The organism is Anaerolineales bacterium (assembly GCA_037382465.1).
In the GTDB taxonomy this organism is placed as follows: Bacteria; Chloroflexota; Anaerolineae; order Anaerolineales; family E44-bin32; genus WVZH01.
The window spans coordinates 1-16,121 of record JARRPX010000081.1 but is presented as its reverse complement, the minus strand read 5'-3'; the positions used below and the strand labels follow the sequence as shown (position 1 = coordinate 16,121).

Sequence of the window (16,121 nt, the reverse complement as noted above, 5' to 3'; positions counted from 1 at the left end):
GACCTTCGATCTGTTCATCCAGTTGGGTGCGACGGACGAGCAGGCCGATTTTCCGGTCGTCTACACCAACGCGATAGAAGGGCAGGCGGGCACTACGTTCGATCTGGGGCCCAATCTGCAGCCGTTGTTCGAGGCCATCTTACGCCACATCCCGGCGCCGCAGGTCGATCCACAGGCGCCGTTCCAGATGCTCGTGACCACGCTGGGCTATGACTCCTATCGCGGCGTGACGGCATCGGGGCGGATTGCTGCCGGTACGCTGAACGCCGGCGCGCCGTTGGCCCGCATCACGCACGATGGCCAGATCATCCCCATTGAAGCGCGTTACCTCTACCTGTATCAAGGATTGGAGCGCGTCGAAGTCGAAAGCGCCGACGCCGGGGAAATCGTGGTGCTGGCGGGATTGGAGGAGGCTCGAATCGGAGAAACGTTGGCCGATCCCGAGTATCCGCTTGCGCTGCCCACCATTCACGTCGAGGAGCCGACGGTGCGTATGACCTTCGCCGTCAACACTTCTCCCTTCAGCGGCCGCGAGGGCCGCTGGGGTACTTCCCGCAAGCTGCGGGAAAGGCTGTTCGAGGAAATTCGTACCAACGTTGCCTTGAATGTGGAAGAGGGCGATTCGGCGGAATCATTCACGGTTTCCGGAAGAGGAGAACTGCATCTGGCGATTTTGATCGAGACGATGCGCCGTGAAGGGTACGAATTCCAGGTTTCCCGGCCCGAAGTGATCCTGCACGACGAGGACGGAATCGTGCTCGAGCCCTGGGAAGAGGTGTACATCGAAACGTCATCGGAGTCCGTCGGAAGCGTGGTGGAGATGCTTGGTAAACGGCGGGGTAATATGCTGGACTTGCAGGAAGATCTGGAAGACGCCGTGCGATTAAGCTATCTGGTGCCCACGCGCGGCCTGCTGGGATTCCGTTATCATTTCATGACCGCCACGCGCGGCGCCGGGTTCATGCACAGCGTGTTCCACGATTATCTTCCCCTATCCGGCGGCGATCTGGGAAGGTCCCAGGGATCGCTGGTGGCTTGGGAGCGGGGGATTACCACGACCTACGGATTGAAAAACGCAGAAGAGCGCGGGATTTTATTCCTTGGGCCCGGAGTCGAGGTCTATGAGGGCATGGTGGTCGGTGAACATCAGCGTCCCGAAGATCTGGTCGTCAACGTGTGCAAGAAGCGGCATGTAACCAACGTACGATCGTCGTTCCGCGAGATCGATGAGCGGCTCACCCCGCCGCGCGAGATGAGCCTGGATCAAGCCATCGAGTATCTGGGGGATGATGAACTGCTCGAGGTCACCCCCAAGAATCTGCGCATCCGCAAGCGCATCCTCGATTCCCACCGGCGCAACAGAGAAGTAAAGCGCGCCAAAGAGGCGCTGGGCGCCTGAATCGATCGCTGTGTCATTTATTACAGATGGCATTATGTTGAAGGATAGTAGGGAAATAGGACGGATTTGTGAATAGTTTTTTCGCCCTTTCCTTCTGCAGAAAAATCGTTTACAATCCGGCACAATATGAACGACGCAAGCTTCTCCAAGATCCACCATCACCATAATTACCGGCCCTGCGATCGGTCAGGAGTGCTTTAAACGCGTCGTGGTTTTCAATCGATAACCCATGCAGCCCTCCCTGATCGGGAGGGCTCTTTTTTTGGAGGATCCGATGGACGTGCAACGCAGCGACATCCGTCTGGCGCTACCCAGCAAGGGGCGCATGGAAAGCGAGACGCTGGCTTTCCTCAGCGATGCGGGATTGAGCGTTTCCAAGCCGAACCCGCGCCAGTTCGAAGCGACCATCCCGGTCATGCCCGATCTCACGGTGCTCTTCCAGCGTGCAGGAGACATCGTGGTCAGCGTGCGCGACGGCAGCGTCGATTTCGGGGTCACCGGCATGGATACCGTGCTCGAACGGGAAGGTGAGAATGGCGAGATCCTGATCATGCTGGATGCCCTGGGTTTCGGCGGCTGCACGCTGAACGTGATCGTCCCCGAAAGCTGGCAGGAGGTCCGCAGCATGGCCGATCTGGTTCAGAAGCGCGCCGATCTCGATCGTCCGCTGCGCGTAGCCACCAAGTATCCCAATGTCTCGAGTAAGTTCTTCTCCCGCTACGATTTGGAGGACACGCGCCTGATCCGCGCCGAAGGGACGCTGGAAGTCGCGCCGGCGATCGGCTACGCAGACTTGATCGTCGATCTCGTCTCTACGGGAACGACTCTGCGCGACAACCGCCTGCGCTCGCTGGACGACGGCCTGGTGCTGACCTCGCAAGCATGCCTGATCGCCAACCGTAGCAGGTTGAAAACGCGCCCCGAAGTGCTTGCCAAGGCCCAGCAGCTGCTGGAGTTCGTCGTTGCGCATCTGCGCGCCGCAGGCAACGTCTCGATCTTTGCCAACATCCGCGGCGAATCGCCGCAGGTCATCGCCGAGCGCATGTTCGAGCAGTCCGTGATCGGTGGGCTGCAGGGGCCAACGATCTCGCGCGTGATCACGCGCAAAAGCGGTGACTGGTATGCGGTGCACATCGTTGTGAACCGCGACGACCTGGCGCAGGTGATTCAGGAGCTGCGCGCCATCGGCGGCAGTGGAGTGGTGGTCACGCCGGTGACCTACATCTTCGAGGAGCAACCGGATGCCTGTGTGGCGCTGCTGCGAGCGCTCGAAGTGGATCAATAAAGAATCAAATTTGCAGGAATCATGGAGATGCCATGCTTAAGATAATGCAGATCGACGAGGCCAAAGCGACCATTTTACGCCGCGATCCGGCGTCGCAGGAGGATTACCCGCAAACGCTCCTGAACGGCGTGGCGGAGATTTTCGGCGAGGGCGTTGGACCGGCGGACGCCGTAACCCGGATTCTCAAATCCGTGCGGGATGAAGGCGACGCCGCAGTTCAGCGTTGGACGGAGACGTTGGACAAGGTCCGTCTGGAGGACACGCGCATTCCCGAGGATAAGCTTGCTGAGGCCTATAATGGCTTGCCGGAATCCCTGGCCGAGGCGATGCGTCTTTCCGCCGTGCGGGTCCGTGATTTCCACGAGCGCCAGCCGAAAGCGTCCTGGACCACGGAAGAAATGGGCGGCATGTTGGGCCAGCGAGTCGCGCCGATCGAACGCGCCGGCGTCTACGTGCCAGGCGGGTCGGCGCCGCTGCCATCCTCTCTACTCATGTCGGTCATTCCGGCGCAGGTCGCCGGGGTGCGCGAGATCGTGGTCTGTACTCCACCGCAGCCGCACGACACCATCCTGGCTGCAGCGCACATCTGCGGTCTGCGGCAGGTGTTCACCATAGGCGGGGCGCAGGCGATCGCCGCCATGGCCTACGGCACGGAAAGCGTGCCGCGCGTGGACAAGATCGTCGGCGCCGGCAATCTCTTCGTCACCCTGGCCAAGCAGCAGGTCTTTGGGATCGTCGGGATCGAAGGATTGGCGGGACCCACGGAGACGATGGTCATCGCCGACGCGACCGCCAACCCGGAGTGGGTGGCCGCAGACCTGCTGGCGCAGGCCGAACACGATCCCCTGGCCAGCGCCATCCTGCTGACCTCCGATCGCAATCTGGCGCAAGCGGTGCAGGCAGCAGTCGCCCGGCAGGTGGAGGACCTCTCCCGGGTGGAGATCATCGCGGCTTCTCTGGCGCACCGCGGTGGGATCGTGCTCACGCCCGATTTGGAGACGGCAACCGCATTGGCCAACGACTATGCTGCGGAACACCTGTGTCTGTGCGTGGCGGAAGCCGGCGATCTGGCATCCAAGATCCGCAACGCGGGCGGAATTTTCATGGGCGAACGTTCCTTCGAGGTGCTGGGTGATTACGTGGCCGGACCGAGTCACGTCATGCCTACCGGCGGAACGGCGCGCTTCGCCTCGCCCTTGAACGTCTGGGATTTCGTCAAGATCACCAGCCTGATTGCCCTGGACGCGGAGACCAGCGCTGCGCTCAGCGCTACGGCAGCGCAGATCGCACAGGTGGAGACTCTCACCGCCCACGCCGCTGCCGCACAGCGACGCATCGAGGGGGAGCAATGAGTGACGTCGCGGGGCTGATTCGCGCCCACATCCGGGACATGTCAGCCTATCAGCCCGTTTACCCTTTCGAAATCGTCGCCCGGCAGTTGGGAAGAGATCCGCAGGAGATCGTGAAGCTCAACGCCAATGAGAATCCTTACGGCTCACATCCGGCGGTGCTGGAAGCGCTGCGCAACCTGGAGTATGCACACATCTATCCCGATCCGGAGTGCCGCCTGCTGCGGGAGGCGCTGGCAGATCGACTCGATCTGCCGCTCGACAACCTGCTGGTGGGTGCCGGAGCGGACGAATTGATCGACCTGATCATGCGCTTGTTCCTCGATCCCGGCGACGTGATGCTGAACTGCCCGCCAACGTTCGGCATGTATGCTTTCGATGCCGGCGTGAACGACGCCCACCTGGTGGAAGTGCCTCGCAAGGCTGATTTCAGCCTCGATCAGCCGGGCATCGAACGGGCCGTAGCGAAGTACGAGCCGAAGCTTATCTTCCTGGCCTCACCCAACAACCCCGACGGCGGTGTGCTGCCGGGTGATGTGCTGAACTCGATTCTGGAACTGCCGCTCGTCGTCGTGGTCGATGAGGCTTACGTGCAGTTCGCCGATCCGGGTTCCAGCCGCCTGCGGGATGCGTTGGATCACCAGAACCTGATCGTGCTGCAGACGTTCAGTAAATGGGCGGGTCTGGCCGGAATGCGGGTGGGATACGGGGTCTTCCCGCAAGAGTTGATGCCGTGTCTGTGGAAGATCAAGCAGCCCTATAACGTCTCCGTGTTGCGAAGATCGTCGCCGTGCGCCGGCGCGTGTATGAGATTCTGGAAGAAGTCCCTTTCTTGCGGCCCTATCCCTCGCAGACGTATTTCATTTTATGTCGAGTCGTTGGCCGCCCGGCGGCGGAATTGAGGAAGGCATTGGAGCACGCGGGAATCCTTGTACGCTACTACGACGAGCCGAGATTGCGCGATCACATCCGCATCAGCGTCGGAACGCCGGCTCACAGCGATGCGTTGTCAGCTGCCCTGGCAGCGATGGAGTAGATCATGCGAAAGGTGAATATCGAAAGACAGACGGCGGAGACCGACATCCAGCTTCAATTGAATCTGGATGGCACGGGAAAGACTCAGATCGACAGTGGTGTGGGATTTTTCGATCACATGCTGCGTCACGTCGCCGTACACGGAATCTTCGATCTGACGCTGAAGGCAGAAGGGGATCTGGAGGTCGATGCCCATCACACGATCGAGGACTGCGCCATTGTCCTGGGCCAGGCTTTCGACCAGGCCCTGGGCGATCGCAAAGGCATCGTGCGCATGGGTTCGGCTTATGTTCCCATGGACGAAGCTCTGGCCCGGGTCGTGGTCGATCTTTCCGGGCGACCCTACAGCGTGTTCCAGGCAGATTGGCAGGGTTTCTCGCTGGGCCAGATGCCGGTGAGCATGGTGCGCCATTTCTTTATCTCCCTGGCCAACAACGCGCGCGCCAATCTGCACGCCAGGTTGTTTTACAGCGATGACGATCACCACGGCGCCGAAGCGCTGTTCAAAGCGTTGGGACGCGCCCTGGGTGAAGCGGCACGAATCGATCCGAGACGGTCGGGCGTGCCGAGCACCAAAGGCGTGTTGTGATGATCTTGATACTTTCATGCAGGGAGATGACGAGCTCATGGGTATGATCGCCTTGGTGGATTCCGGCATTGGCAATCTCCGCTCGGTGGAAAAGGCGTTGACCACCGTCGGCGCCGTCGTTGAACGCACTTCGGACCCTCCAATCATCCTGGAAGCAGAGAAAGTCGTCCTGCCGGGTGTCGGTGCTTTTGGGGACGGGATGGCGGGTCTCGAAGCGCGAGGCTTGATCGAACCGATAAAAGCCATCGTGGCGAGAGGAACGCCGTTGCTGGGCATTTGCGTCGGCATGCAGGTGTTTTTCGAGGAAAGCGAGGAGCATGGCCGCCACGCAGGATTGGGATTTCTAGCGGGGGCGGTCAAACGTTTCGAAACGCGTGGATTGACCGTTCCCCAGACCGGATGGAACCAAGTGAACGCCTGCCGCGAGAATCCCCTTCTCGACGGATTGCCGCCCGGCGTGTACGCCTATTTCAATCACAGTTATTACTGTGATGCACGCCCCGAAGACATGCTGGCGGAGACAGAATACGGCGTACGTTACTGTTCCGTCGTAGGCTGTGGCGCTCTCTATGGGGTACAGTTCCACCCCGAGAAAAGCCAGAAGGTCGGTCTGACCATCCTGCGAAACTTCGTGGAGAAGTGTTGATGGCTGAATTCATTGTCTATCCGGCCATCGACTTGCGCGAGGGCCAGGTCGTCCGTCTGCAGCAGGGTGATCCCGCCCGCAAGACGATCTTCGGGAACGATCCTGCGGCGGCAGCGCAGCGTTGGCTGGAAGCCGGAGCAAGCTGGCTGCACGTGGTTAATCTGGACGGCGCTTTCGGCGAGCCGGACGACGCTAATCGCGCCGCGCTGCAGGCTATCCTGGGAACGAGCGCGCAGGTGCAGCTCGGCGGCGGTCTGCGCTCGTTGGAAAGCGTGCGCACGATTCTGAACATGGGCGTGCAGCGCGCCGTGATCGGCACCGCCGCAATCGAAAACCCGGAATTGGTCCGTCAGGTCGTGGCGAATTTTGGTGCGGAGCATCTGGCGGTTGGAGTCGACGCCCGCGAGGGGCGCGTGCATACCCGGGGTTGGGTAGACGATTCCGGCATCGATGCTTTCACCCTGACGAAAGAGCTCCGCGAGGATGGCGTCGAGACGATCATCGTCACCGATATCAGCCGGGACGGCATGGGCACCGGAGTCAACATCGATCTGGCGCAGCGATTGGCGCGGGCGACGGACATGCGGGTGATCGCCTCCGGCGGCGTTGACTCACTCGAGGACATCCGCCGTGTGCGCCGGGCCGCTCTTCCAGGCGTGATCGTGGGACGCGCCTTGTACGACGGTAAATTCTCCCTGGAGGAGGCGCTGCAATGTTAGCCAAACGCATCATCCCTTGTCTGGATGTCAAGGACGGCCGCGTGGTCAAAGGTGTGAATTTCGTCAATCTCCGTGACGCGGGCGATCCGGTGGAGCAGGCGCGCATCTACGACGAGATGGGCGCCGACGAGTTGGTGTTCCTGGACATCTCCGCCACGCCGGAGGGTAAGGAGACCACGGTGGCGATGGTGCGCAGCGTCGCCGATCAGGTTTTCCTTCCGCTGACCGTCGGCGGCGGCATCCGCAGCCTGGAGGACATCCGCAAATTGCTGCTGGCCGGCGCGGACAAGGTCAGCCTCAACTCGGCTGCGGTCAAGCGGCCGGAGCTGCTGGCGGAAGGGGCGGAGCGTCTCGGCAGCCAGTGCATCGTGCTGGCGGTGGACGCCAAACGTGTGTCACCCGGGTCGTGGGAGGTCTATGTGAGCGGTGGGCGTACCCCCACCGGTATCGACGCCCTGGAATGGATCCGCAAAGCGGTGGACCTCGGTGCAGGCGAGATTCTGCTCACCAGCATGGACGCCGACGGCACGCTCGCAGGGTACGACATCGAACTCACGCGAGCCGTCGCCGAGGCGGTTCAGGTGCCGTTGATCGCCAGCGGTGGTGCGGGCAGCCTGGAGCATTTCGCCACCGTACTCACCCAGGGCAAGGCTGATGCGGCACTGGCGGCTTCGCTCTTCCACGACAAAGTGCTCACGGTTGGGGAAGTCAAGGAATTTCTACTGGAACGGGGATTACCCATCCGGCCGGTACGGGATGGCTGGCGGGGCGGCAAAGAAACCCGGGGAGGGGCGTGATGGAATTGAAGTACGACGATCGCGGTTTGATCCCCGCCATCGTGCAGGACGACGAGAGTGGTGAGGTGTTGATGATGGCCTGGATGAACGCCGAATCGCTGCGCTTGACGCGCGAGACCAGCGAGGTGCATTTCTGGAGCCGCGAACGGCAGCAACTATGGCGTAAGGGAGAGACCTCGGGCAACGTGCTTTACCTGCATCAGATCCGCACCGATTGCGACGCAGACGTGCTGCTGGTGAAAGTCGAGGCGCCAGGCCCTGCCTGTCACACCGGCGCCCGCTCCTGTTTCTTTCGGGGTCTGGAGGAAATCGATGAAACTTGATCAGCTGCTTTCTGTCCTCGAAACGCGAAAAAAAGAAGCGCCTGCAGGTTCGTATACGGCGCGGTTGTTGGCGAACGGGGAGGATGAAATCCTGAAGAAAGTCGGCGAGGAAACCATGGAAGTTATTCTGGCGGCGAAGGGGCAGGGCGATCAACGTTTGATCGAGGAGGTGGCTGATCTGTTCTACCACACCCTGGTGCTGCTTGTGGCGCGTGACTTGAGCCTCGAGGACGTGGAGCAAGAGTTGGAACGGCGTCACAAACCTGCCGTGTAGGTCGTAGGATGGAAATCTTACTGCTCGATATGGACGGCGTGCTGCTCGAAGCGCGCGCTTACCATCAAGCACTGCGGGAAGTGGTCGAACGAATCGGCCGCGCATTGGGTTTCCGCCAGGTCAATCTCACCCTGGAAGACATCCATTTCTTTGAGTCGGTCGACGTGACCAGCGAGTGGGATTCGTCGGCCATCTGCTACGCGCTCTTGCTCGAGCGGGTATGGGGACTGGATCCCAATCTCAGATTACCCACACAACCGCCCCTGCCGGAGACTGAAACGCACGACCTGTCGGCGCCTGATTTCCGTGCATTCTTCCGTTCGCTCGCGGCGGCGACGTCGAAGCCGGTTCCTTCTCTGGCGGACGCAGAGCATTTGCTGCTGCAGCAGCGTGAGCACACCCCGGCCCAGATCGAAACGCTGCAGGGCATTTTCCGCAACGCTCGGAGAATAGCGGGCTCGCTGACCCATCGTATGTTCCAAGAACTGATTCTCGGCAGCCAGGTGTTCTGTGAATTGTATGGATTGGACGCCAGTGCGCCAAGCGATGGCTATCTGCTCACGCTGGACGTTCCGGCGCTGGATAAACGCCAGACGAGGCGACTGCTCGATTGGATTGCGCAGCGGGATCACTACGCTGCTGTGTTCACCAATCGTCCTTCAATGCCGTTGGGCGATTTTTTTGATACACCGGAGGCGGAACTCGGTCTGAAACTCGTAGGTTTGGAAGGTGTCCCTATGGTCGGACATGGTAGTCTGGCCTGGATGGCACGGGAACGCGGGTTGTCGATGGACGCGCTGCTCAAACCTTCCCCGGTCCATGTCTTGACGGCTCTGCGCTGCGCTCTGGGGGAGTCCATCGAGTCGGCACTGCGGTCGGCGGCGTCCCTGGTCCTCGATGCCGTTGTGGATGCCGATTGGGCCGTGCTGGACGGAGCGCAAGTTGCCGTATTCGAGGATGCCGCGAAAGGGCTGCAAAGCGCCGACTCCGCTCGGGAGACCTTGAGCCAACATAGGACTGCGATCGCCCTACACCTTCGCGGCGTGAGTTCCGATGAAAACAAAGCCCATGCGCTGCGGGCTGCCGGCGCACAGGTGTACACGAATTTGGCGGCGGCGATGGCGGGTTTTGTCGATCTGGAATAATCGAGCGTAAATCCGATCTCCCCCGGTAATCAAAACTGCACCATGAAAGTATTACTTGAAATTAAATAACGCACCCTGGAGGATCGGGGTAACGTACACCGCCTGATCGAGTGTCAGGTAGATGCCGCGCTCCCCGTCTGTACGCTGTCGATATTCTTTTGCGTGTTCTTCTGACCAGAAGAAAATGGATTTCGTTCAAAAGGCATCGATGATGCTGGGATCTTCCAAAGTTTCGAAATCCACCATCGGCACGTAGATCATCGGATCCGCTTCCTCGTCGAGCACCCGGTAGTTCAACTCGCTGTCGATTTCAATGACCAGGGGCCGATTGCAGTGTCCGCAAACGGTTTCGATGGTGAAGCTCAATTTCTCGTTTCTCAGTCGCCCTTGCACGAAGGGTGTCGCGATGGCGTCGATCGCTCAAGCCGCCGAAATCCGCTCCCCGCTGCTGAAAGTGACCCGATGGGGCGTTTGCGCAGCGGTGACCGGATAGGCCCAGAGGACTGCGCCCTGTTCGTCCCGGTAGAGAAAAGTCATCTTCTTTTCGAGTTCATCCAGGATGCGCAGCACATCGACCTCGTCCATGTTTACTGACTCGGCGATGCGCGCGGGGGTGAGCGGCTTGCCGGCTCGGGGCAGCTCGCGAACCACAAACTCACGCACCATGTGATGCTCCGGGGTCATGAATTCGAGATTGGCTTCGCCCTTGATTTGACGCCGCCAGATCTGCGCAGGGATGGGGAGCAGCCATTTCCGCAGGCCGAGGTACAGTTTTTTGTCCATGACTCACTTCTGCCCGTAAACGTTCTTGTAGCGTTCGTGCAGCTTGGCGACCGCATCCGGCGGAATTTCATCCGGTGTGCCCATTCCCAGGGCGATCGACACCGTTTTCGCCACGTCCTCCACCATCACTGCCGCTTTGAGTGCCGCCTCGGCCGTAGGTCCGATGGTGAAAACACCGTGATTCTTCAACAGCACCGCCGGAGAATTGCCGATCGTCTCGACGACCACCCTGCCGATCTGTTCGCCGCCGATCAGAGCAAAATCGCCGCATGGGATCTCGCCGCCGAACTCGTCGCCGATGGCGGTGAGATAGACGGGAATCGGTTTCCCCAAAGCGGCGAATGCCGTGGCGTAATTGGAGTGGGTGTGAACGACGCCGTTTACGTTTTCCATGTGGCGGTAGATGTACAGGTGGCTGGCGGTGTCGGAAGAAGGTTTCAATTCCCCTTCCACCACTTTCCCGTCCAGATCCACCACCACCATGTCCGCAGCCTGCATGACTTCGTACTTGACGCCCGAAGGTTTGATCACCACCAGACCGCTTCCAGTGTCGCGGGCGCTGACGTTGCCGCTGGTCCAGACGACCAGGCTGCTTCGCGGAAGCTCCAAATGCAGTCGGAATACCTCTTCTTTCAATGCCTCAAGCATGTCGCTCTCCGTTCTTGGTTGATACGGGTCCCGTTACGATATATCTTCAAACGCATCACGCCCGATTGTGGTGGTAAACCTCCCAGCCCAGATATTTTTCCAGTGCTTCGTGGACCGCATCAGCCACCTGTGTCAGATTGACGGAGACGTGATGCTCGTAGCCGTTGTTGCAAATGTGAGCGAGTAATCCTTGCAGATCGGGGATCCTAACCACGCCGAATCCGCCGAAAGTCTGCAGCGGGTCGTCCGTGAGTTCACCTTCGCCGGTGTAGGCTACGATCTTGCCGTTCAAATCGTCCGTCGAAACACGCAGATAAGTGAAAGGACCGGTCTTCACTCGTCCGACGACCGTGCCAAAGGTGTTCTCTTTGCCTACGGTGCCGGCGATGATTTCCTGGTAATCCATCACAGCTTCGTCCTTTACGAATATATCGCCCGGCAGGTTGGAGCAGTGGAAGATGACGCCCTTGTCGGGATCGTCGCCGTAGTTGTTGTTCCAATCCACGATTGCGCTGGGTTGTCCGGAGGCCAGAGCCAAAGCGTACATGGCGACTACGCCGGCTACGTCCGTTTCACAGGCGGAGGGCACCAATTTGTTGGACATCATACTCATCAGCGTGCAGGGGACGACGCCGAAGAACTCTTGCATCGAGGTCCAGCACTGGATTGCACTTGCGACCAGGTCGGCTTCGTCCATCCAGGAGTCGATCACGGCGCCCAGCTTGGCCATTTTAAGCAGTGCGTCCTCGGGAATGTTCTTGGTAGGGACGTAATCCCGGACGGATTCGAGTTTGGCTTTGACTCCAGGATCGTCATCCGCCAGGCGTCCAATACGGCCAAAGGCTTCGGAGAGATCCAGAGTCTCGATGGAAATTCCCGAATTCTCCAGCAATTTTTCAGAATAACGCACGGTATTGAAGGCCGTAGGGCGAGCGCCCAATGCGCCGATGCGAGCATGTTTCATGCCGCCCACGACGCGGCAGGTGGCGGCGAAATTGCGCAAATCGTGACGGAAGCCCTCGCTCTGCGGGTCGACTGTGTGCAGCGTCGTCAGTGAGAATTTGATGCCGTATTGACGCAGGTTGTTGCACAGAGACATCTTGCCGCAGAACGAATCGCGACGGTCGGCGATGGTCATTCGCTTCGCATCGTCGGGATAGGCGTGAATCAGCACCGGCACATCCAATCCCGACCAACGCAACGTGTTGGCAATCGCGCGCTCGTCACCGAAGTTGGGCAGGGTGACCAGGACGCCGTCGATCTCAGCAGCGTGCGCTTTAAACAGCTCGGCCAGCATACGCGCTTCCCCGAGGCTCTCAACCGAACCGTAGGGAGTCTTTTCGGGAGAAATGGCAACGGCATTAATACCTTCATCTTCGAGTACTTTCAGCATGGTCTCTCGACCGGCTTCGCAAAGGTGACTGGGAAAGAATCCACGATTGCCGACGATCAGACCCAGGGTCAATGGTTTTTCAGACATATATATTTAACTCCTCTCGAATATTGATCAACGCTGGTATGAGTCTTTGTGTTGCAAATTTCATCTTTGGATTATATGACGATCTTCCTTTTTTCCATATCCATGTGCCAGTCGTTCCATCGTAGAACTGTGCATTATTGACCATACCTATCTCAGGATCGAGACAGGTATGGTCAGAAGGAAGGGAAGAAAGTCTTATCAGTAATCTGCCGGAGCGGAGTCATACAGTACGTGTTTCCGCATCCGCTGTGAAATTATCGATCGATTTTGTATCACAGGCTCTGACACGCTACAGCCTATCTATTGAAATCTCGTCCGTCGATCCACAACATTTGGCGCATCACCGGAGGGATCAATTTATCGAGAGGGAGGAAGCGGCCTTTCGGGAACACGTCATTACCAAATGAAGGGAATGAGACGATAAGGGACCATACGGGCGTACGCTCGATATCCATCCAGTTCGCGACACAGCGTTCGATCTTCGAAGTACGTGCGCGCAACCGTACCGCCGATGCAAAATATCACACCGAAGAATGCCAGCGCAGAACCAAGGATCAACGGAAAACTGACGTAGCCGAGCAGGCTGCCGAGATAACCCGGGTGGCGCACGATTCGGTATGGTCCGGCGGCGATCACCTGATGGGCTCGATCCGTTTGAATCCTGACCTCTTTCTCGAAGTGTGGGTTGTTGATCATCGCCCATTGATTGAGCGCGCTGCCTGCCGTATAGAAGAGTATCCCAACCGGGACGATCCACAGCGGCAGTATGCCGAGATGCAGTCGACCGAGATCGAGAGCGGCCAACCCGTACATCAGTGACGTAGCGACGAGCAGGACGCGGATAATCAGCCTGTCCCAATCTTTGACGTCCGTACGGTGTATCTTGCGTATGCGAGCCAACTCGACGTACGCGGGATATCTGGGCACGAGAATCAACAAGCTGATGATCTGATAGGCCAGCACGGTTCCGGCATACAGCCAAAAACCGATAACTTCGAGCGTGCCGGCAACGACGAAGAACAGCACGCCAAGTGAAAATAGAGACAGAAGGTTCACCCGGACTCGCCGTCCGATGAATTTCAACAAATCGCCGGAATTGTCCTGGGCGGGAATGCCCTGCGATTCACCTACTCCGTGGATATCGTCCATACCGCTGCACTTCTATATCGAATCTGCAATCACCGGTGTGTCGGGCGTCGATTCTATTGGCGGCAGGACAAAGCGAAGAACGATGATCCAACCTGCGAAGAGGATCAACGTATGCACGCACAGGCAAACGGGACCGAGAAGGTTGATCAACCAGTAGAGATAGATCACGGGTACGGAGACATAAATGCCCGTAACGAAAACGTCACTGTATTGCGCGTCTTTGCGCCATGTTTGGGTAAGCGCCCACATGACCGCGGCGAGAACAGCGATGTATATCAATCGAACGCCAAAGTTCCAAACGAACGATGCTCCGCCGACCACGATCAACATGATGCTGCTGAAGGTCTTCCATGCCCTGTTCATCACGTCTTCGTCGATAACGATGGGATCGCCGAAGGCTGCGTTAACGTCCTGCAGTGAATACTTCTGATACTCGCCGTCGGTATTCAATATATGGATTTCAGTTTTCGTGATAAGAATCCCGTTGTCGTACCGGCTCGTATCGATCTCGCGGATTTCCCCCGTTACGTCAATACCGATAAACGTGCGCTGATCACTGACGATCCAGGGCTGCGTTCCATCCACGGACGCGATCCCATTTTCGATCGTGATCGAACGAAGTTCTCCCGAAGATTGTATTTCTTCGAGATCCTGCGGCATCTCGGATATCCCGATGGCCAAGCGGCCAGTGGTATAAGCGGTCTGTATGATGGAAAAGAAAAGGAAGAAGGAGATCGCCCAACCGAGGCCTTTCTTCAGGCCCGAACGGTAGAACGGAAGCGAATAGACCGGCTGGACGAGTCCGCGTACGAACCATTGAATGAACTGGATCGCGATCTCACCCCATCCGGGTGAATCGAGTTCGTTATACGCCGAAGGTGTCGAATTCATGTCCGTCTGCCTTAACGTTGGTTGGAAACGAGATGTGGATGATCGTGATTTACTTTAACAGCGATGCGGTATAAAAGCAAATTACTCCCGCTTGGTATTCGTTGCTGCTGTAAACCTACCCTGCGCTGCGTACTCATCTTCCAACATCGACATGATCACCAGTGATTCATAGCCATTCGCAATTTTATGACACTCCCGCAGCGTCCCTTCTTCGACGAAGCTTTCAGAACGATAGAGCTGCCGGGCGCGCGCGTTGTGGTCTTTCACGTCGAGCCAGAGCCTGTGGGATCCCCATTCCTCGAAGGCCAGATGTTTCACGAGCCGCAGCGCATGTCTGCCGTACCCTTTTCCCTTCTCGGTAACCACGATGCGGCGGAATTCGATACTTCGGTGCGGGCTTTCCAGGCTTGCGAGGATGAGATAGCCGACGGGCGTCCTATCCTCCAGACGCTCGATGATCAAGTGCCGCAGGTCCGGGTTCTCGAGGGCCGCAGCGTGTTGTGCTTGTGTCCACTGGGCAACATACCTTCGATTGTCTGCCGCCGTTTCTGCGTCGAGTACGAAAGGCAAGTCTTGCTCGTCTGTGGGTCGAAGTTGGATAAGCGTCATGACTGGCTTCAACGGATTGGGATACCTTTCTCCGATGCGTCTGATATTACGGATTTTTCAACCCCGTCTCGAGTACGTTCCTCACTTCGCGCTTGATTCGTGCGGCGAGTTCACCTTCATGCCGGTTCAGAAATCCTTGTACGGCTTCGCGGTCGTGTACCACGAGTTCCCGCAGCGCCCAGGACATGGCTTTCACGATCATGTCGTCGTGATCGTCCACCAGCATTTCACACACGCCGAGCGTTCGGGGCACGTCGCCTTCGCCGCCTTTGGATCGCATGTTCAAAGCCACGCTGCTCACCAGGGCGGCGCGCCGCCACCAGCGGTCCGGCGAATTTGCCCAGTCGTGAATCGTCTGCGTGGAAAGCAGTCCATCGCGCCACGCCGGTCCGGACAACGTGCGCGAGAAGCTGTCCACCACCGACCAATGGTCCATGCCAAGGCCGAGGGTTTCGAGCTTTCGGCGATCGAGGGCACGGTAGGCTTCCGCATGACCGGCGATGAGTTCGTAGGCGATCCAGCGGTGTTTGTCCGTATCGACGATCGCCTGTGCGGTATCGAGCACGTATTGCGCATCTTCGGTATCCAGCATCCGCGAATAACGGCGTCGAACTTCGCGCATCGGAGCGGTCTTTCGTTCGGGCAGCGATTCCAGCTCCCGGACCAACATGAATGCGAATTCTCTGGGTTCCATGGCTACTCTCCGGATTCGATCACGTACACCTTGCGTATGGCTCCGCCCGGACGCCGTACTTCCCGGTCGAAACGCATGCCCACTTTTTGCGCCACGCGTTCCGAAGCGGCGTTCTCTGGCTCGATCAAGGCGATGAGTCGTTCGAGTCCCAGCGTTTCGAACGCGTGTCGGATCAATGCCATGCCGATTTCCGTGGCGTAGCCTTTGCCCCAGGCGGAGGCGGCGAAGACGTAGACGAGCTCGATCTCCGCTTCTCCGCCGACTTCCTTTTCGAGCAGCCCGCAGTTTCCCACCAGTTGGCCGGAA

The 16,121-nt window shown here is 58.7% G+C and carries 21 protein-coding genes; 12 read left to right on the top strand and 9 right to left on the bottom strand.

Going from position 1 to position 16,121, the window contains the following annotated elements:
• From P8Z34_15455 to P8Z34_15400, 12 genes are all read left to right on the top strand, one after another.
• On the top strand, positions 1-1,399 hold a 1,399-nt coding region (locus tag P8Z34_15455; GenBank protein MEJ2552071.1), incomplete at its 5' end, for a translational GTPase TypA.
• A 274-nt stretch (positions 1,400-1,673) separates the two neighbouring features.
• Complete coding sequence (hisG, locus tag P8Z34_15450) at positions 1,674-2,684, top strand: ATP phosphoribosyltransferase (GenBank protein ID MEJ2552070.1); 1,011 nt, start codon at positions 1,674-1,676, stop codon at positions 2,682-2,684.
• A 32-nt stretch (positions 2,685-2,716) separates the two neighbouring features.
• Positions 2,717-4,036, top strand: coding sequence for a histidinol dehydrogenase (gene hisD, locus P8Z34_15445; GenBank protein MEJ2552069.1), 1,320 nt, complete (start codon positions 2,717-2,719; stop codon positions 4,034-4,036).
• Positions 4,033-4,935: an aminotransferase class I/II-fold pyridoxal phosphate-dependent enzyme gene (locus tag P8Z34_15440; protein MEJ2552068.1), complete on the top strand. Its 903-nt coding sequence runs from the start codon at positions 4,033-4,035 to the stop codon at positions 4,933-4,935. Before hisD ends, P8Z34_15440 begins: the two co-directional genes overlap by 4 nt.
• Positions 4,932-5,069, top strand: coding sequence for a hypothetical protein (locus P8Z34_15435; protein ID MEJ2552067.1), 138 nt, complete (start codon positions 4,932-4,934; stop codon positions 5,067-5,069). The genes P8Z34_15440 and P8Z34_15435 overlap by 4 nt, the downstream gene beginning before the upstream one ends.
• Positions 5,070-5,072: 3 nt before the next feature.
• The gene (gene hisB, locus P8Z34_15430) at positions 5,073-5,657 is read left to right on the top strand and encodes an imidazoleglycerol-phosphate dehydratase HisB (protein ID MEJ2552066.1); all 585 of its coding nucleotides are present in this window, start codon (positions 5,073-5,075) and stop codon (positions 5,655-5,657) included.
• Positions 5,658-5,673: 16 nt separating this feature from the next.
• Positions 5,674-6,303 carry an imidazole glycerol phosphate synthase subunit HisH gene (hisH, locus tag P8Z34_15425; protein MEJ2552065.1) on the top strand — a complete coding sequence of 210 codons (630 nt, stop codon included), beginning with the start codon at positions 5,674-5,676 and terminating at the stop codon, positions 6,301-6,303.
• A complete protein-coding gene (gene hisA, locus P8Z34_15420; GenBank protein ID MEJ2552064.1) occupies positions 6,303-7,022 on the top strand; it encodes a 1-(5-phosphoribosyl)-5-[(5-phosphoribosylamino)methylideneamino]imidazole-4-carboxamide isomerase in 720 nt (239 codons plus the stop codon). The genes hisH and hisA overlap by 1 nt, the downstream gene beginning before the upstream one ends.
• Positions 7,016-7,819 carry an imidazole glycerol phosphate synthase subunit HisF gene (gene hisF / locus P8Z34_15415; protein MEJ2552063.1) on the top strand — a complete coding sequence of 268 codons (804 nt, stop codon included), beginning with the start codon at positions 7,016-7,018 and terminating at the stop codon, positions 7,817-7,819. The genes hisA and hisF overlap by 7 nt, the downstream gene beginning before the upstream one ends.
• On the top strand, positions 7,819-8,142 hold the full coding sequence (gene hisI, locus P8Z34_15410) for a phosphoribosyl-AMP cyclohydrolase (protein ID MEJ2552062.1): 324 nt from the start codon (positions 7,819-7,821) through the stop codon (positions 8,140-8,142). The genes hisF and hisI overlap by 1 nt, the downstream gene beginning before the upstream one ends.
• Positions 8,132-8,416 carry a phosphoribosyl-ATP diphosphatase gene (locus P8Z34_15405; GenBank protein MEJ2552061.1) on the top strand — a complete coding sequence of 95 codons (285 nt, stop codon included), beginning with the start codon at positions 8,132-8,134 and terminating at the stop codon, positions 8,414-8,416. The genes hisI and P8Z34_15405 overlap by 11 nt, the downstream gene beginning before the upstream one ends.
• An 8-nt stretch (positions 8,417-8,424) precedes the next feature.
• Positions 8,425-9,561, top strand: a complete 1,137-nt coding sequence (locus P8Z34_15400) for a hypothetical protein (GenBank protein ID MEJ2552060.1) — start codon at positions 8,425-8,427, stop codon at positions 9,559-9,561.
• A 195-nt stretch (positions 9,562-9,756) separates the two neighbouring features.
• On the opposite strand, the gene P8Z34_15395 is transcribed toward P8Z34_15400, so the two are convergent.
• From P8Z34_15395 to P8Z34_15355, 9 genes are all read right to left on the bottom strand, one after another.
• Positions 9,757-9,954, bottom strand: coding sequence for a hypothetical protein (locus P8Z34_15395; GenBank protein ID MEJ2552059.1), 198 nt, complete (start codon positions 9,952-9,954; stop codon positions 9,757-9,759).
• A 27-nt stretch (positions 9,955-9,981) separates the two neighbouring features.
• Positions 9,982-10,344: a hypothetical protein gene (locus P8Z34_15390; protein ID MEJ2552058.1), complete on the bottom strand. Its 363-nt coding sequence runs from the start codon at positions 10,342-10,344 to the stop codon at positions 9,982-9,984.
• A gap of 3 nt (positions 10,345-10,347) precedes the next feature.
• Positions 10,348-10,992, bottom strand: a complete 645-nt coding sequence (locus tag P8Z34_15385; GenBank protein ID MEJ2552057.1) for an L-ribulose-5-phosphate 4-epimerase — start codon at positions 10,990-10,992, stop codon at positions 10,348-10,350.
• A gap of 55 nt (positions 10,993-11,047) precedes the next feature.
• Positions 11,048-12,472, bottom strand: a complete 1,425-nt coding sequence (locus P8Z34_15380; GenBank protein ID MEJ2552056.1) for an L-fucose/L-arabinose isomerase family protein — start codon at positions 12,470-12,472, stop codon at positions 11,048-11,050.
• Between the two features lie 396 nt (positions 12,473-12,868).
• Positions 12,869-13,621: an isoprenylcysteine carboxylmethyltransferase family protein gene (locus P8Z34_15375; GenBank protein ID MEJ2552055.1), complete on the bottom strand. Its 753-nt coding sequence runs from the start codon at positions 13,619-13,621 to the stop codon at positions 12,869-12,871.
• A gap of 12 nt (positions 13,622-13,633) precedes the next feature.
• Complete coding sequence (locus P8Z34_15370; protein MEJ2552054.1) at positions 13,634-14,512, bottom strand: DUF1189 family protein; 879 nt, start codon at positions 14,510-14,512, stop codon at positions 13,634-13,636.
• An 81-nt stretch (positions 14,513-14,593) separates the two neighbouring features.
• Positions 14,594-15,121, bottom strand: a complete 528-nt coding sequence (locus P8Z34_15365) for a GNAT family N-acetyltransferase (GenBank protein MEJ2552053.1) — start codon at positions 15,119-15,121, stop codon at positions 14,594-14,596.
• A gap of 46 nt (positions 15,122-15,167) precedes the next feature.
• A complete protein-coding gene (locus tag P8Z34_15360; GenBank protein ID MEJ2552052.1) occupies positions 15,168-15,815 on the bottom strand; it encodes a DNA alkylation repair protein in 648 nt (215 codons plus the stop codon).
• Between the two features lie 2 nt (positions 15,816-15,817).
• Positions 15,818-16,121 (bottom strand): GNAT family N-acetyltransferase (locus tag P8Z34_15355; GenBank protein MEJ2552051.1); only part of this gene is annotated, 304 nt, incomplete at its 5' end.

Bases quoted from the DNA above. Each gene is read 5' to 3' on its own strand.
- hisG (MEJ2552070.1), top strand. From the start codon at position 1,674: ATGGACGTGCAACGCAGCGACATCCGTCTGGCGCTACCCAGCAAGGGG.
- hisD (MEJ2552069.1), top strand. From the start codon at position 2,717: ATGCTTAAGATAATGCAGATCGACGAGGCCAAAGCGACCATTTTACGC.
- P8Z34_15440 (MEJ2552068.1), top strand. From the start codon at position 4,033: ATGAGTGACGTCGCGGGGCTGATTCGCGCCCACATCCGGGACATGTCA.
- hisB (MEJ2552066.1), top strand. From the start codon at position 5,073: ATGCGAAAGGTGAATATCGAAAGACAGACGGCGGAGACCGACATCCAG.
- hisH (MEJ2552065.1), top strand. From the start codon at position 5,674: ATGCAGGGAGATGACGAGCTCATGGGTATGATCGCCTTGGTGGATTCC.
- hisA (MEJ2552064.1), top strand. From the start codon at position 6,303: ATGGCTGAATTCATTGTCTATCCGGCCATCGACTTGCGCGAGGGCCAG.
- hisF (MEJ2552063.1), top strand. From the start codon at position 7,016: ATGTTAGCCAAACGCATCATCCCTTGTCTGGATGTCAAGGACGGCCGC.
- hisI (MEJ2552062.1), top strand. From the start codon at position 7,819: ATGGAATTGAAGTACGACGATCGCGGTTTGATCCCCGCCATCGTGCAG.
- P8Z34_15405 (MEJ2552061.1), top strand. From the start codon at position 8,132: ATGAAACTTGATCAGCTGCTTTCTGTCCTCGAAACGCGAAAAAAAGAA.
- P8Z34_15400 (MEJ2552060.1), top strand. From the start codon at position 8,425: ATGGAAATCTTACTGCTCGATATGGACGGCGTGCTGCTCGAAGCGCGC.
- P8Z34_15390 (MEJ2552058.1), bottom strand. From the start codon at position 10,344: ATGGACAAAAAACTGTACCTCGGCCTGCGGAAATGGCTGCTCCCCATC.
- P8Z34_15385 (MEJ2552057.1), bottom strand. From the start codon at position 10,992: ATGCTTGAGGCATTGAAAGAAGAGGTATTCCGACTGCATTTGGAGCTT.
- P8Z34_15380 (MEJ2552056.1), bottom strand. From the start codon at position 12,472: ATGTCTGAAAAACCATTGACCCTGGGTCTGATCGTCGGCAATCGTGGA.
- P8Z34_15375 (MEJ2552055.1), bottom strand. From the start codon at position 13,621: ATGGACGATATCCACGGAGTAGGTGAATCGCAGGGCATTCCCGCCCAG.
- P8Z34_15370 (MEJ2552054.1), bottom strand. From the start codon at position 14,512: ATGAATTCGACACCTTCGGCGTATAACGAACTCGATTCACCCGGATGG.
- P8Z34_15365 (MEJ2552053.1), bottom strand. From the start codon at position 15,121: ATGACGCTTATCCAACTTCGACCCACAGACGAGCAAGACTTGCCTTTC.
- P8Z34_15360 (MEJ2552052.1), bottom strand. From the start codon at position 15,815: ATGGAACCCAGAGAATTCGCATTCATGTTGGTCCGGGAGCTGGAATCG.